12 protein-coding genes are annotated in these 15,560 nt (G+C 41.0%); 2 read left to right on the plus strand and 10 right to left on the minus strand.

The genetic code is table 11. From position 1 onward, the window contains the following. The first annotated feature begins 19 nt into the window (after positions 1 to 19). The gene (locus HGJ91_RS06265; protein ID WP_291346853.1) at positions 20 to 3,331 is read left to right on the plus strand and encodes an AAA family ATPase; all 3,312 of its coding nucleotides are present in this window, start codon (positions 20 to 22) and stop codon (positions 3,329 to 3,331) included. Positions 3,332 to 3,348: 17 nt separating this feature from the next. On the opposite strand, the gene HGJ91_RS06270 is transcribed toward HGJ91_RS06265, so the two are convergent. The 8 genes from HGJ91_RS06270 to HGJ91_RS06305 all read right to left on the minus strand — a co-directional run bounded on the left by HGJ91_RS06270 (position 3,349) and on the right by HGJ91_RS06305 (position 10,755). Further along, complete coding sequence (locus tag HGJ91_RS06270) at positions 3,349 to 3,840, minus strand: hypothetical protein (RefSeq protein WP_291346854.1); 492 nt, start codon at positions 3,838 to 3,840, stop codon at positions 3,349 to 3,351. Positions 3,841 to 3,905: 65 nt separating this feature from the next. Continuing rightward, positions 3,906 to 4,886 carry a flotillin-like protein FloA gene (gene floA / locus HGJ91_RS06275; RefSeq protein ID WP_291346855.1) on the minus strand — a complete coding sequence of 327 codons (981 nt, stop codon included), beginning with the start codon at positions 4,884 to 4,886 and terminating at the stop codon, positions 3,906 to 3,908. Between the two features lie 15 nt (positions 4,887 to 4,901). Then, positions 4,902 to 5,378, minus strand: coding sequence for an NfeD family protein (locus tag HGJ91_RS06280; RefSeq protein WP_291346856.1), 477 nt, complete (start codon positions 5,376 to 5,378; stop codon positions 4,902 to 4,904). Between the two features lie 16 nt (positions 5,379 to 5,394). Continuing rightward, complete coding sequence (locus tag HGJ91_RS06285) at positions 5,395 to 6,855, minus strand: NfeD family protein (RefSeq protein WP_291346857.1); 1,461 nt, start codon at positions 6,853 to 6,855, stop codon at positions 5,395 to 5,397. A 357-nt stretch (positions 6,856 to 7,212) separates the two neighbouring features. Next, positions 7,213 to 8,262 carry an ABC transporter ATP-binding protein gene (locus HGJ91_RS06290; protein WP_291346858.1) on the minus strand — a complete coding sequence of 350 codons (1,050 nt, stop codon included), beginning with the start codon at positions 8,260 to 8,262 and terminating at the stop codon, positions 7,213 to 7,215. Positions 8,263 to 8,265: 3 nt separating this feature from the next. Continuing rightward, entirely contained in the window at positions 8,266 to 9,051 is a 786-nt protein-coding gene (locus HGJ91_RS06295; protein WP_291346859.1) for an ABC transporter permease, read from the minus strand. Positions 9,052 to 9,060: 9 nt separating this feature from the next. Further along, the gene (wtpA, locus tag HGJ91_RS06300; RefSeq protein ID WP_291346860.1) at positions 9,061 to 10,035 is read right to left on the minus strand and encodes a tungstate ABC transporter substrate-binding protein WtpA; all 975 of its coding nucleotides are present in this window, start codon (positions 10,033 to 10,035) and stop codon (positions 9,061 to 9,063) included. A 468-nt stretch (positions 10,036 to 10,503) separates the two neighbouring features. Continuing rightward, positions 10,504 to 10,755, minus strand: coding sequence for a hypothetical protein (locus HGJ91_RS06305; RefSeq protein ID WP_291346861.1), 252 nt, complete (start codon positions 10,753 to 10,755; stop codon positions 10,504 to 10,506). 224 nt (positions 10,756 to 10,979) lie between these two features. On the opposite strand from HGJ91_RS06305, the gene HGJ91_RS06310 reads away from it, so the two are divergent. Further along, positions 10,980 to 11,267 carry a DUF503 domain-containing protein gene (locus HGJ91_RS06310; protein WP_291346862.1) on the plus strand — a complete coding sequence of 96 codons (288 nt, stop codon included), beginning with the start codon at positions 10,980 to 10,982 and terminating at the stop codon, positions 11,265 to 11,267. A gap of 32 nt (positions 11,268 to 11,299) precedes the next feature. Here HGJ91_RS06310 and HGJ91_RS06315 read toward each other — a convergent pair whose 3' ends face one another. Beyond that, positions 11,300 to 14,422 (minus strand): efflux RND transporter permease subunit, encoded by a 3,123-nt coding sequence (locus HGJ91_RS06315; protein ID WP_291346863.1) that lies wholly within the window; start codon positions 14,420 to 14,422, stop codon positions 11,300 to 11,302. Then, on the minus strand, positions 14,423 to 15,475 hold the full coding sequence (locus HGJ91_RS06320; protein WP_291346864.1) for an efflux RND transporter periplasmic adaptor subunit: 1,053 nt from the start codon (positions 15,473 to 15,475) through the stop codon (positions 14,423 to 14,425). It lies immediately after the preceding gene. Positions 15,476 to 15,560: the final 85 nt, after the last annotated feature.

Here is a 15,560-nt window from a genome sequence, read left to right on the forward strand (position 1 = left end):
CTTGCCTCAGGAGTTGGGTATGGCAAAAAGGACCACAAAAGAAAAGACATTTATCAGGCTTCCTGAAGACTCCATAAAAAAAATAGAAGCGCTTGTGGCGACATGGAGTTATGACACCAAAGCCTTTGTCAGATCCCGTCTGAATCAGTACAAACCGCCCCATCCCTTGATTTCACTCCTGAAAGAATCCTTTTTCCTTTTCTTTTTTATGAAATGGAAAAAAAGAAAAATGAATGTGTTAAACAACCCTGAAATCCTCAGGGACTGGAAAAAACGATTTTTATACTCAGGGGAAATCAATCCCGGGGCTTCCTGGAATACCATTATTGAAAAAGAACTGACAAAGTCGGAATACCACTATCTGATCGCCGTACTGGACAAGGAGCTGACAGACCTCCATGTTCCCATGGAACTTGAAGAAACTTTTGAAAAAATATACAGGGCCCATATCAGGAAGGAACATATTGAAGATCCGGATGTTCCCAAAGCTCCGATTGTTCTGATAGAAGGCACATCCGGCAGTGGTAAAAGTGCTACGGTCAGAGAAACACTTGAAAAAGTGGTATTCAGAAATGAAATCATCCCCATGGTTGACTGGAAAAAGAAAAAAGAAAAAATTCTTGCCCATCACACTCTTTTCACAAGCCTCGAAGAGGTAGATCCCGAGTTTGCCATAAAAATTACAAGAAAGCGGAAACAGGCATTTTACAACCGTCTTGCCCGAATTCCGATTTTAAGACGTATTATGAAAAAACGAATTATGAACAACCTGACTTATTTTGAAGAACGGGGGATCACCGTTGATTCCTCTATTATCACACCCAATGATTATCAGACCGCTTTATCAGGCGAGCCTGGTAATTATTTTAAACGAGCCATGGGCCACCCCAAAGTAACGTCCATCCGGCACATAGAAGAGGCCCATTCCGCTTTTGGAAAATCTGAAGGAAGCCACAGCGGAGGGATTGAAAAACAGCAGAGGACCCTGATTGACACCTCCAATATCGTCCTGGATGAAATAATTGAAGGAAGAAGGGACTGCTTTATCATTGCCACCAGTGACCAGACCCGTCGATTTGATTCAGCCATATACAGACGATTTGTGGAAAAAGGGTGTATCATTGATATGTCCAAGTACTGGATGAATCCGAATAATCTTAAAAAAATCATATTCCTTGAAATCAAACGCCATCAGATTCCCACAAAATATCACCAGGATTCCAAAAGCCTTGATGAAGCCGCAAAAATAATATATGCCATTTTTAAAGAAAGAAGCCTTAAAATCAGCCCTGCCTATGTCAGAAAACTCATCGAATCCGTTATTAACATCCGGGGAGATTTCATCCTTGATTTCCTGGATAACAGCATCCTGGTCAGAAGTGCTTTTCAACTGGTGGCCAAAAACGTATACGGTGAATTATACGACAAAGTTGTTGATCGCATGGATCGAGACGTTCAATGGGATGAGTATGTGGGGAATATAAAAGATAAATTCTCAGAAATGGCCAACAATTGTTTCAGCTACGGTATCAGCGAGGATAAGGGGGTTGTTCTGACAGGGCCTCCGGGCAGTGGAAAGACCTTTCTTGTCAGAACCTGGCTTTCCTCCAACCTGAAGGTTCATGATATTGCCACAAGTCCTTCTGCACTTCAAGACCCGTCAAGCCCGGTTCACGGGGCAATTTCCAATCTTGAAAAGGTCTATGATATTGCAAAAATGATCGCCCCCACCATCATCTTCTTTGATGAAGGTGATGCTCTGGCACCCAGAAGAAGTGCCACAGGCGGCCAACCGTCAGATGCTTTGACCAATAAATTTTTAAATATTATTGATGGAGAAATTCCCTTAAATAAGGTCTTTACAGCGCTGACCACCAACCGCCTGGACATCTTAGACCCTGCCCTGATCCGATCAAAACGACTGAAAACGCTTGAAATATCAGGTCATATGAGACAAAAAGATATTTTTGATATTATAAAAAAACAATTTGAAAAGATCCCCCATAAACGCCAGTTTGAAATTGAAAAGATTATTGAGACTGCCCAGGAGATCTGTAACACACCGGCTGATTACACATCGTTCACGGAAAAAGCCATTGCTCTTTGCAGTACGGAATATAAGGTATTGTTAAAACTTCGGCAGCTTAAAGAATCCACCCAGCAGGAAAAATATGATTTTATCAAACTTAATTTTAAAACCCTCATAGGCATTCTTGATGCTGTCAAAGCCCCACCCTTGATCAAATCAAAAATCAAAAATGATTTAAAAAACTTTGTAGAGCATTATGATCAGATCCTGGTCTATGTGGATCATATCACCTCGGAAAAAGCTTACCCGCTTGTAGAAGCCCATCTTGAGTCCGCCCGAAGAGAGATATCCCAAAGTCCTGTAAGAAAAGGATCTATCCAGCTCAATGAATTTCTTGAAACAGAGTTGAGCAAAGAACCCCAGGTCGGGTTTATCATTGGTGTAGGTGCCAATGATCTTACAGGAATGCTGCTGCCCATTGCCACCAGCCTGACCGGGAGAGTGGAAGGATCTCCCATTATTGTTACCGGAGCCGTATCTTCTTCTTCAGCAAGTACGGCTGAGCTTGACATGGCCGTTCAAATGACAAAACAATCTGCCCAGGAAGCATTAACCATGGTAAAAAACTATATCCAGGAATTGAATCCTAATTATAGTATTGCCTGGATTTTTGGTGATTTTTTACAGCGATATTCCCTTCACCATCAATTGCTTTCCGCTTCATATAATGTGGGCGGGCCCTCAGCCGGTTATGCCCTTGCCCTGAATACACTTTCCGCACTTTTAAGGATTCCCTTATGCATTGATTTCGGTATCACCGGCGCTCCCTGGACCAAAGGCGTCAGAAAAGATGAGGTCGGCGGTTCCGTCATTATCGGCGGCCACAGGAAAAAAACGGAAAAAGTTCTTTTATATTTAAGAAGAATGTACATGCCATTACAAAACTATAAAGATCTTGAACCTGAATTTTTATTAGGCTACTGGCAACGCAAAAAAGATATTATTGCCGTCACCCATTTCGCCGATTTAATGCCTGAAATCCTGTTCCTGGATGAAAATCATAACCAACAGCGGGAAAATTTGATTGAAATGAGGATAAAGCTGAAAAAAGAAAAATACTATGCCGGAAAAAGAACACCAAATCTTAAAGAAAATATTATTCAGACAAAAAAGGAAATGAGGAAACGGGCAGAAGGTGAAATGTTAAAACGGGTCGATGCCATTCGCAAATATCTGACTGATCCAGACAGGGAAATATATATCGCCCATGAAAAAATATTTAAAAATTATATGGCAAGATAACGTCCCGAAAAAATTTTCTATTTATCCCTCAATGCCAAGGGTTTGGACAGGATTTCAGACCAGATAATAGCATTTTGTAATGGATTAGACTTAAAACAATACTTTTCCTGCAAAGGATACAAAGGCTCTTTAATGTAAGGTTCTTGTCCGGATCTTCGAGAGTGAATCCTCTTTTTTAGTGGGCGTTCTACTTCTTTAGGTTCAGGCTCACTGAAATCAGCAGCATCCTCAACACTTTCAAAGACAGGGGATGAATCTTCATCTTCTGCAAGCGTTTCCCAAATAATCTCCTGCTCACGGACTTCCTTTTTCTGCTGTTTAGCCTGATTTTCAAGTTCCTGAACAAATTGCTGGATCCGTTCACCGATCCGGCCAAATATGGATGGCATCTTCTTGGTTTTTTTTGGTTTTGCGGTTTTTTTCTTTCTAGCCTGAATCTGCTTTAAAATTGAAGGCAAAACAAAAAAAGCCATAATAAAAAGAAACATTATGATTGAATCAAAATCCATGGATCAATCCTTTGTTGCTCACCGGTCCCTGCCTTTGAAAAGGTGAAGGGACCGGCTTGGTTGAGTTATAGTTTAGGATCTGAGTCTGACTCCGGGGTGGCAATCTGGTCTCTCATTTTAGTATCAGCGGAAATATTCTGCATCCTGTAATAATCCATGATACCCATATTACCACTTCTGAAAGCCTCTGCCATGGCCAGGGGCACCTGGGCCTCTGCTTCTACTACCTTGGCACGCATTTCCTGGACACGGGCTTTCATCTCCTGTTCCTGGGCAAAGGCCATGGCACGCTTCTCCTCGGCTTTTGCCTGGGCAATCTTCTTGTCTGCCTCGGCCCGATCGGTTTCAAGTTCTGCTCCTATGTTTTTACCCACATCCACATCAGCAATATCTATGGATAAAATTTCATAGGCAGTACCTGCATCCAGCCCTTTTTTCAGAACTGTTTTTGATATCGAATCCGGATTTTCAAGCACTTCTTTGTGGGTGATGGCTGACCCGATGGTGGTTACAATACCTTCTCCCACCCTGGCAAGGATGGTTTCTTCTCCGGCTCCGCCGACCAGACGGTCGATATTGGCACGGACCGTGACCCTTGAAATGGCTTTCAATTGAATACCGTCCTTTGCCATGGCAGCCACAAGAGGGGTCTCAATGACTTTCGGGTTAACAGACATCTGAACAGCTTCCAGCACATTCCTTCCTGCAAGATCAATGGCCACGGCACGGTTAAAGGCGAGATCGATATTGGCCTTGTCGGCTGCAATGAGTGACTGGACAACACGGCTGACATTGCCCCCTGCGAGAAAGTGGGATTCAAGGTCATCCGTGGGAATTTCAATGCCGGCTTTAACCGCCATGATTTTGGATTCAACAATCAGCTTGGGCGGAACTTTCCTGAACCGCATGAAAATAATATTGATCAGCCCTACCTTTGCGCCGGACACCAATGCCTGGAGCCATAAGGCCAGGTATGAAAAAATAAAATAAAACAGCACCAGGGCGATAATGCCTGCAATAATAAACAAAATATACATAAGATTCATTGAAATTTTCTCCTTTTATTCTGAATTTTCTACAATAATTCTATTGCCGGTCACACCTGTTACAACAATGGGCGTATCCGCATCAATATATTCTCCATCCGTCACCACATCCACGCGTTGTGAATTAATCTGTGCCATTCCTGCCGGGCGAAGATCAGTGACAGATCTTCCTTTCATATTTATATATGCTTCAAGCTTCTCTTTTTGGGAAACCACTCCATCCTGTTTTGATAACTCCCGCTTTAGTGTCAAAGGCGACCTGGCCAGTATTTTCAGCCCCAAAATAATCAACACAGGAACCAGGACGATATCCAGACCTGCAAGGACCATCCCGGCGGTTGTGGATATGGTTGTAAACACCAGGTATAAGGAATAAAAAAAAGTGACCAGCGCGATAACGGATAACAACCCCAGCGACGGAATAAAAATTTCAGCAATGATGACCAGAATTCCGATCACTTGAAGAAAAAGGGGTAAGAGATAGAGTTTCATTCCAAACCTTTATATTTCAGGATATCTTGGGTTTAACTATTACTCGATTCTGTTCTATTTTGTCAATCAGAACCGGTGTTCCCCGGTCAATAAATTCACCCCGGGTAATAGCATCGATCTTTTTATTGTGTATCATTACCTTTCCTGACGGGCGGAGAAATGAGTGGGCAATCCCCGTATCTCCCGGTTTCACCGCTAATTTTGCTGTGGCATCCACATGGGAGTGCTCAAGAGTGGCATCAAGATAAGGCCCTTTCATAATTTTTGACAACTGCGGCAGAACAAACCGGATCATGAATAAGGATATGAGGAAGGCAAACATAAAAGAGCCCAGTACCAGTGCCAGGTTTTTCATCAACAACGCGCCTTCCCAGGGAAATGAAGGGTCAGGGATGACAAACCCCTGGAAAGAAAGGACAAGACCCGCTGCAATAATCAAGAGTCCGGTAATACCTGCAACACCGAACCCGGGAAGGACAAACACCTCTACGCCAAGGAGCAGGGCACCGATGAGAAGGAGCAGTAATTCCGTATAGTCTGCAAGGCCCACCAGATATTGACTAAAGAATACCAGTCCAAGACATGTAATGCCGACAATCCCGGGTATGCCAAATCCGGGGGCCTTTATTTCCGTATATATGGCACCGATTCCGATGAGCATCAACATGGGTAAAAAGGGCTGTAGAAACCTTACAATGCTTTCAGACCAGGATTCTTCAATGGTAATGATATCGGTTGATTCATAACCTAATAATGACAATGCTTCTTCTATATCTTTTACGCTTTTTTGGGAAAACCCGAAGTCAACGGCTTCTGCATCGTCCATGGTTAAAAGTTCTCCCTTGGCAACGATGGTCTTTTTAGCACTGATCTTTTTTTTCTCATCTTCTGTCAGATCATCATAGGCTTTTTTCCTCATAAAGCTTTTTTGACCGTCCATCACCACCTGGTAGACTTCCATATCAATGGTGACCATGGATTCTGCCAGTACTACGGGATAATTATTTTTCTTTGCAAGAGCCCGGAATTTTGCCCTGAGAACCGTCTGAATTTTTTCTCCGGCCATTTTCTGGCCTTCCTGGGTCTGGATAATGGGTGCGCAATCCCCGATAATGGTATTTCCTTTCATAAACAACAGATTTGAAGACAAAGCAATCAGGGCACCTGCGGAAATGGCTCTTTTTTCCACAAATGCAATGGTTTTTCCTTTTGGAACATTGGAAATCGTGTCCACGATATCAAGGGCTGCATCCACCCTGCCGCCAAATGTATCCATTTTAAACACAAAAACAGCGTCTGTTTCGTTTTCAATCTCTTCCAGTGCTCTTTTGACATAGGCTGCCATGCCCGGCTCCACTGGCCCTGAAACAGGGATGATATAAACTTTTTGCTTGTTTTGCGACGCATACAGCATACTTGCCGAAAAAAGCAGACAAAAGCTGATCAGGATAAAGATTAAATATTTTTTTTGATTCATTTAAGCCGTTCTCTTTAAATAAAGACTATCTTATTTTACAGAATAAATAATTTTGTCTTTAAGGTCAAGAGAACTGTTCCGAGTTAACAGGGTGATTGCAAGTAAATTTATAAAATCTCAGGTGTACTGAAGCATTTCTACAGGAGGTGTTATATATAAAGGGTTGATTATCTGCGTGACAAATAAAATTTTCCTCCAACCACAAGATCTTGTGTAGGGCTTTGATTCAAAAAACCCCGGACTGGCAAGTATTCTGCACTGGCGATCAAATTTATTTTTATGAATAATATTTGTATTGTTTAGTTTGATGTGGTTGATGGCCAATGCAAGTAAACTTGACTTTTAAGTCGAGCCACCTCAAAAGGAGTGGACTATATTGGAAGGGAATCCAAAAACAATATCTTTTTTGATTTCAAGTTTATGATCGCGCATATAAATTCTGGGCACAATAATATCAAAATTCAAACTGTTATTAGTTACAACTGAGACATTTAAATATATCCCATAGCTTGAAATTTTTTCAATTGTACCATTAAATATATTTTCATATTTATCACTGTTTGTATCAATAATGGAGATATCTTCAGGGCGAATGCCAATATGAGTATGAGTCTGTTTTAAATTTCGGTTTAAAACAATCGCAATATCTTTACCATTAGTTTGAATAAAGATTTTATCCTTGTTTGTATAGAGAGGAAAAATATTTTTCATCCCAACAAATTGAGCTGTAAAAATAGAGTTTGGTCTTTCAAATATATCCTCAATTTCTCCTTTTTGCATTATTTTGCCGTTTTTTATAATTGCCCCCCTGTTCCCAAGATAGAGAACATCAGAAAAATTATGGGAGACCATTATCGTTGTAATTTCAAATTCTTGATGTATTTTTTTTAAAAGCTCTTTTGCCTCTTCATGAAATATAGGGTCAAGTGCTGATAAAGGCTCATCAAGAAGAAGGAGGCTCGGCTTTAATATTAAAGCTCTGGCAAGGGAGATACGCTGCTTTTCACCACCACTTAAATTTGTAGTGCCTCTTTTGATAATTTTCCCAATCCCGAGAGTATTGACAAGCATGTCAAATCGTTCCATTACAGTTTTTTTAGAGATATTATGATACCTGGCACCATATAATATATTGTTTGTAACATTGAGATGTGGAAAAAGAGCAAAGTCCTGATAAACAATTGCAATATTACGTCTTTCAACTGAAAAATCTGTAATATCATTATTTTTAAGAAAAATTTTCCCCTCATCAATTGGAAGAAGTCCTGCGATTGTTTCAAGCAGTAAAGATTTGCCTGATCCTGTGGGGCCTATTAAAGCAAAAAAATCATTCTTCTTAATATCAAGGCAAATATTATCAAGGCTGAAATCAGCAAAAGAGAGTTTTATATTTTCAAGTTGAATCATATCTTAATTATAATTGTTAACTGATTTTGAAAACAGTCGCAAAAAAATAAACAGAATAAACGATAGAACAATCAACCAGACAGCTATGGGTTGAGAGTATTTTAACCCATAGGCTGTAAACCTTTCATAAATCATGACAGGAGCTGTCATGGGATGATATGCCACAATCACCACTGCCCCGAATTCACTTATTGCCCTTGCCGTGGACATGATAAATCCAAGTATCATATGTCTCCAGGTTAAGGGGAATGTAATACGTAAAAATGTTGAAAACGCTCCTGCTCCAAGGGTACGGGAAGCTTTTTCAAGACGTACTGGCACATTTTCAAATCCTGCTTTTACTGTATTGATATAAAAAGGCATTCCAACAAATAAAAGTACCAGAATAATGCCTGTTTTAGTGCCCATTATCTGTATTCCAAGGTCAGAAATAAACCTGCCAATGGGATGATTTTTACCAGCAAGGCTTAAAATAGCAATACCAACCACAGGATGAGGTATCATGATTGGAAGATCAATAATACCTTCGATAATTTTTTTGCCAAAAAGTTTTTTTCTTGCCAGCAGATAAGCAAGGGGAGTACCCAATACAAATGCAATAAAAGATGCACTTAAAGCTGTGCCAATGGATCTTCCCATGGCAGCAAGCACATCTTTATCGCATATTGTTTCCAGTAACATCGCCATAGAAGGCTCAAATGTCATCTTTAAAAGAGGCAAAGTTAACAGAAGAATCAATGGCAGGCTGAGTAGAGCAAACAGCCATGTTAAAGGCTCAGTTTTTTTCATCTGCTTTTTTTACTCTTTTACCTGTACAAAAGATGCAAAATCAGTTGGGATAAAATCTGCCATTTTTTGTGTTGGTACACGACAGGGAATAAATGGCGGCTGTCCCATTGTTTTTAATGTTTTCAAACCATGATCCGGAGACAAAAGAAATGCAAGAAACAGCTTAGCGGCTTCAGGGTTTGGAGCATCTTTTATCATTGTAACTCCATAGGTGCATGATTTGCCTTTTTTTGTAATCCAGGTTCCAGGTTGTTTACCTGTAACTTTTACTTTGGCCTGTTTATAAAAAACATCATATTGATAATGACCAAGATTAATATGCTCATCCATTTTAATAAATTTTAAATTGTGCTGAATGGCAACTGATAAATACTCCCAGGCATAATCCATATTCCCTGTTTTAAGCAGATTGACAAGTTCGACAGATTTAGGTCTGATATTTCTTTTTGGTCTGTTATCAACAATTTTTTGATAAAGCCCGTCAATATTGTAAAATATTTCAGCAAGCTGGAGCACCATAAGGCTGCGGTATCCGCATGGATCAAGGTTGGGATCGGAATGCCCCCAGTTAACCCCTTTTTTTTGTAATATTTCATGCCAGTTGTCTTTATTGATTTTATCACTATCTTTGCTTTGATCTGTATAGCACAGAACAAGCTGGTTGGTGGCAAATCTTATATTAAAATTTGCAAATTTTGGTATTAAGTTGTTATCAATGACTTTGTAATCTGCCGAAGCCATTATATCTGCAGGCTTACCAACTTCTGATATCATACGCGCCATTTTAGTACTTCCACCTGCTTCCCTCTGCACATCAATATCAGGGTGTTGTGCTTCAAAATCCTTTTCAATTTTTGCAAATGGAACCGTCAGGCTTCCTGCATGGAATATTGTCAGCTTATTTTTTGATCCTGCCTGAACGGATAATGGCAGAGTCATTACAATAAATGTGATAATCAGTTTTAAGATAAATGTTTTTTTCATTTTTTCTCCTTTTAGTATAATTAATCCCCAGCGCTTATACTTTATGACTCTGTTTATGTCAATCAATTAATAAAAGAAAGCAAATACTTACCAATACTAACTAAAACAAACCATAAATTATTTTTTTAGAATGTCGGATAGAAAATCATCAATTAAATTTGTTATTAATTTATTTAAAAGATTAAAGAGTTGAGGTAATAAAAAACTGATTTCGAATATATAGCGATTCTCAAAATAACTTTCCGATTGAAGCCATTTTTTGATTGTTTTTTTGATTGTCAATTACATCCAAAATAGCATGATCAAGTCTATCCATTAATTGTTTGTTTTTTACAACCGAAAATTGACCCTTTTACAACCCAAATTTGACCCACCTTGATTAAAAAAATATTTTTCAAAATTGAGCCTGTCTCAGCTTTGGGGAAAGCCATTGGGGTGGTCATGACCACCCCAATGGCTTTGTCAATTTCACATGTATGATTCCTTTAATTTCCAGGCTTTGTCTGTATCATTGCCAATATCTTTTCTTGTGACGTCATATATTAGAACAGGATAGTTAAAGTTATGTTCGGTGATTAATAATCCATGTTCAATGTCGGTCAGCATATGGATCTTTGTGTTTTCTTCACTATAATCAAACCGGGTCGTATTATCCTGGGTGATATTTATATCAATTGTCTCAAGCCTGCTTTTGGCAATATTACAAACGGTTATTTCCATGATTTATTTCCCCCAAGCGCAACAGTAAATTTTATTGGAGTAATCAGAATTCTGCTTTGAAAATCTTTTTACATCACATTATTTTCGTTAAAATCTCTTATTTTTTTTGTTTGCATAAAATGATCATTTGAAAAAAGATTGAAAAAAATCAACCTCTTGTTTATGGTTAAAAAACAAACAGATCTTGGTTGTCTGAATTTTTAACCCTATTCAAGGAAATATTCATGGTGGTCGGAACAGGCAAAATCAAATTTAAACTGTATGGTGTCAGTTCTTTGAAGGGAAAACGCAGGGTCGTTAAATCCATTATCAACCGAATTAAAAACAAGTTCAATATTTCCATTGCGGAAACTGACTATAATGACAGTCATTCGTGGGCTCAAATCGGGTTTTCAATCATCGGCAACGATTCAAGGGTGGTGAATTCAAAACTGGACAAGGTCTTTAATCTGGCCGATGATATGGGTCTTGCACAGATTACAGACACTCAAATGGAAATCATTCATCTATAAATTATGAACTAAGAATAATTTTTTATCATACATTAGCCTGGTCTGTCCGGATTTATACGGTTAGCTGTTTCAAAACCAATAACAAAAACCAGCAGGGAAGGGATCACAAAGAGGGTAAAAACCGTTGACATGGCAAGACCGCCAAGCAGGATCGATCCCAGTCCGCGATACAGTTCGCTGCCTGAACCGGTAGACAATACCATGGGCATCATGGCCAGAAGGCTGGTGGTGGCGCTCATGAAAATAGGTCTGATCCTGATTTCAACGGCATTTGCCACTGCTTCTTTCCCAACGAGGCCGTTATAGCGGACATTATTTAATGATTGATGAACAATGAGAATAGCATTGTTTACCACTGTACCGATTAGAATGATAAACCCCAGCATGCTCAGGACATCAAAGCCCTGGGGAGCAATAAAGGTGTTGACGGCCCAAAGACCTACAAAACCACCGGCAGCAGCCAGGGGGACGGTGAAAAGAATGATAAAGGGATACAAAAAATTTTCAAACAAGGCTGCCATCAACAGATAGGTGATGACCAATGCCAGAAGAAGATTCCACTGAAGGGCCTGCCGGGTTTCCACGAGTTTATCTGCATTACCGCCGACGCCCACCCTGACGTTTGTAAGTTTTCCTGTCTTTTCCAATGAGGGGATAATATCATTTTCAATCAGGTCCATGGCACTCTGCAGGGCCAGATCGGCAGGCGGGGTAACCTGAAGGGTAATGGTACGATCCCGCTCCAGGTGATTGATCTGAGGCATGCCCTCACCGTATGAGATCCCTGCCACATCTTTGACCTGGATCAGGTCTCCAAAGCTGTTGACGATGGTGGAGTTCAAAATATCTTCCGGCGAACTGCCAAAAGAATCCCGGCCTTTGAGTACCAGGTCAACCTGTTTGATCCCTTCAGGACGGTATTCCTCAATTTTGCGGCCATCCATCAGGATATCGACATAGACCCCCAAATCTTCTGCTGTAAGGCCATTGGCAGCCAGCTTTTCCTTATTTGGAATTATTTTTACTTCCGGATAACTGGCTTCAAGGGAGGGTACCGGGCGAACCTGGGTGCGCTCCATCTTTGCGGTGATGGTTCCGAACAGGGCATATGCCGCCTGGATAATATCCTGAATATTCTCTCCTGAAATATTGACATCCACGGTTCTGCCTTTTCCGATACCGGACTGGAAAAGTCCCGTTTGGATACTAACACCAAAAACCCCTGGAATGGAGCCCATTACCCGCCTGAACAGAGGGATCAGTTCACGGGCACGGGTTTCATGGGTGCTGGTTCCGCCAAAAAGCGTGATGCGGTCAGCCCCCACAAAAAACATACCCTGAATCTGGGGAAAACCGTCTTTTCCATCTTCCTTGAAATAAGGTTCGGTCGCTTTGTATATATCCTTGCCCATGCTTTTGAGTTTGGCTACAGAATAACCAGGGGGCGGAATAAGAATATTCAGGATAAGGTTTCTGTTTCCCTGGGGCAGATATTCAGCACTTGGCAGCAGCCAGGACGTCAAACCAATGGAGAGGCTGGTAAACAGAATAACCGCTGACAGCCGGGTACCGGTATTTTTCATGCATAATTTGCTGAATTTCAATATATTGTCGGCCAGAAATGGACCAATAATACTCTTTTGCAGCCTATTGGTCTTGATGTTGTTTTTTTTTCTGTAAAACAGATGAAACAGGGTGGGAATCACGGAAATGGAAACAATAAGGCTCAAAAAAATAGAAGACGTTATGGCAATAGCGATGTCACGGAACAATTGTCCGGCCTCTTCCTGGATAAAAATGACCGGTAAAAACACAGCCACTGTGGTTGCAGTAGAAGCCAGAACTGCCCCCCACACCTCTTTTGTCCCTTCATAGGCGGCATCAAAAGCGCTTTTACCCGTCTTGCGGTGGCGGTCAATATTCTCAAGAATGACAATGGAGTTGTCCACCAGCATACCCACGGCAAACGAAATCCCTGCCATACTCACAACATTCAGGTTTCTTCCCAGCAGCCAGAGAAAAACAAAACAGCCAATAGCTGAAATGGGAATGGCAATGCCGGTGATCAATGTTGTCCGTACACTTCTTAAAAACAGCAGAAGAACACAGATTGCCAGCATGCTGCCGATGAGGATATTGCGTTTCACCAGATAGGTTGCCGTGTTAATGTAGGGACGCTGATCAGAAACCATTTCCAGGGCCAATTTATTGCGGGCAAGAATAGTTTTATTCAACTCATGAACCACGTTTTCCACTGCATCCGTCATATCCAGAACGTTGGCTCCCTTTTCCTTTCTGACAGCAACCACAATCACTTGTTCGCCATTGTGAAGAACCGAAGCAGCTTCTTTTTTATACCCTTTTTTAACCTGGGCCACATCCCGCAGGTAGACCCGCTTTATTCCATCATCAAAGATGACCACATCAAGGGCATCCTCAGGTGTTTGAAACTGGCTGATGGTCCGGATACGATAATTTTTCTTAGCCATGCCCAGAATGCCTGCGGAAATATTCTGGTTTGTTCTGCGGATGGATGTAATAATCTGCTTGATGGACACATTATAACGAGCCATTCTTCCGGCATCAATGACCACATCCAGGGTTGTGTCGGTACCACCAAAAACTAGAAGGGCGCCTACACCGTTAATTCGCTCCAGATGCTGACGAACATTATCTTCAAAAAACGTCCTGAATTGGTTGATGTGTCCGCGATTGCCTGGCACTGTCTTTAGGACCATCCAGATAATCGGCGAGCTGTTGGCTCCGGATGACTCTATGGTGGGTTTGGTGACGTTTTCCGGATAATTACCGACCTCAGACATTTTATTAGATACCCTGAGCAGAGCCTCGTCAAGGTTAGTTCCGATTTTAAAAGACAGGGTGATCGTACCCAAACCATTGTAACTGGAACTCTCCATCTTTGTGAGTCCCTGAAGGCCTTTCAGAACTTTTTCCTGCTTTTCAATGATCTCTTTTTCAATTTCATAGGGTGTGGCACCATACCAGGCTGTATTCACGGTAATCAATGGGGTTTCAACATCCGGTGTCAACTGGACAGGAAGCTTTTGAAACCCGATCAGCCCGAACATGACTGTGAGGATGACACCCACTGCTACAGTTACCGGTTTATGGATAAAAAAACGGATGATGTCCATCTATTTTTCTCCAACAATGGTAACGGACTGACCAGGGCGCAACCGTTCGTTCCCTTCAACGATTACCGGCATACCCTCAATAAAATGCTCATTATCCACGCCGATCGTGTTGCCCAGATAAGTCACGATATTGACCGGCAGCATGGCCGCCTTTTCTTCTTTGATCGTATAGACAACATCATTGCCCTGAAATTTGATTACTGCATCCCTTGGTATCATGGCCATCTTTTGCCCGTTGCCCGTGGGAATAAACACAGTAGCCGACATGTTCTGGGCCACCTTGGTTAACATGGGAATCCGTATTTTTAAGAAAATATTTTTGGTCTTTTCATCTGCGATGGGAGACAGATTATCAATGATTCCGGTCAGTTCTTTATTATAGGCATTAATAATTACCGGCACTTTCTGTCCGACAACAACAAACTTTAACAAAGTTTCCGCCACCGGTACTTTTATAAAAAGATCATTGACGGACCCGATACTGATCAACTGTTTCCCTTGCTGAACCCAGTCTCCTGAATCCACATTTTTTTCAAGAATAATGCCATCAAAAGGCGCATTAATCACACTTTTTCTTTTTTGAATCAGCAATTTTTCAAGGATTGTCCTGGCAGACACTTTTTTTAAAAGGGCCTCTTGATAAACAAACCTGGCATCATCATAACCTTTTTCACTGATCCCGCCTTTTTTATATAAAGACTCCATTCGTTGATAATTCTTTTTTGAATGGTTTATATGAAGCTCAGCCTGATCAATCTGGTTTTTGCGAATTAAAATTTCTTTTTCAAGAATTTCAGTATTCAGGTATACCAGAGGCGTTCCTTTTTGAATCTGATCTCCGTCTCTGACATCAATTTGGGTTACCAGACCGGAGACTTCTGAAGAGACATGACTGATTCGTTCATAATAGAGCGTACCGATAAAAGACCGATTCTGGGCCACCTTTTGGAAAACAATTTTTGAAATGACCACCCTGGCAGGGGGCTGCTCCCGGGCATAAACCATTGAGCCATTAATGATGGCCAGAATCAACAAAGCTTGAAAAACACGCATACATCCTCTCATTATACTATTAAGATTTCACTTTCCATCGTTCCCATATTATTTGAACCGGCTTTTGACCGGGATAATACCTGCC

The sequence above is a fragment of the Desulfobacula sp. genome, from assembly GCF_014237455.1.
Lineage (GTDB): Bacteria > Desulfobacterota > Desulfobacteria > Desulfobacterales > Desulfobacteraceae > Desulfobacula.

What these genes read in the sequence shown, in the direction of transcription:
- HGJ91_RS06265 (WP_291346853.1), top strand. Translation starts at nt 20, where the DNA reads ATGGCAAAAAGGACCACAAAAGAAAAGACATTTATCAGGCTTCCTGAA.
- HGJ91_RS06270 (WP_291346854.1), bottom strand. Translation starts at nt 3,840, where the DNA reads ATGGATTTTGATTCAATCATAATGTTTCTTTTTATTATGGCTTTTTTT.
- floA (WP_291346855.1), bottom strand. Translation starts at nt 4,886, where the DNA reads ATGAATCTTATGTATATTTTGTTTATTATTGCAGGCATTATCGCCCTG.
- HGJ91_RS06280 (WP_291346856.1), bottom strand. Translation starts at nt 5,378, where the DNA reads ATGAAACTCTATCTCTTACCCCTTTTTCTTCAAGTGATCGGAATTCTG.
- HGJ91_RS06285 (WP_291346857.1), bottom strand. Translation starts at nt 6,855, where the DNA reads ATGAATCAAAAAAAATATTTAATCTTTATCCTGATCAGCTTTTGTCTG.
- HGJ91_RS06290 (WP_291346858.1), bottom strand. Translation starts at nt 8,262, where the DNA reads ATGATTCAACTTGAAAATATAAAACTCTCTTTTGCTGATTTCAGCCTT.
- HGJ91_RS06295 (WP_291346859.1), bottom strand. Translation starts at nt 9,051, where the DNA reads ATGAAAAAAACTGAGCCTTTAACATGGCTGTTTGCTCTACTCAGCCTG.
- wtpA (WP_291346860.1), bottom strand. Translation starts at nt 10,035, where the DNA reads ATGAAAAAAACATTTATCTTAAAACTGATTATCACATTTATTGTAATG.
- HGJ91_RS06305 (WP_291346861.1), bottom strand. Translation starts at nt 10,755, where the DNA reads ATGGAAATAACCGTTTGTAATATTGCCAAAAGCAGGCTTGAGACAATT.
- HGJ91_RS06310 (WP_291346862.1), top strand. Translation starts at nt 10,980, where the DNA reads ATGGTGGTCGGAACAGGCAAAATCAAATTTAAACTGTATGGTGTCAGT.
- HGJ91_RS06315 (WP_291346863.1), bottom strand. Translation starts at nt 14,422, where the DNA reads ATGGACATCATCCGTTTTTTTATCCATAAACCGGTAACTGTAGCAGTG.
- HGJ91_RS06320 (WP_291346864.1), bottom strand. Translation starts at nt 15,475, where the DNA reads ATGCGTGTTTTTCAAGCTTTGTTGATTCTGGCCATCATTAATGGCTCA.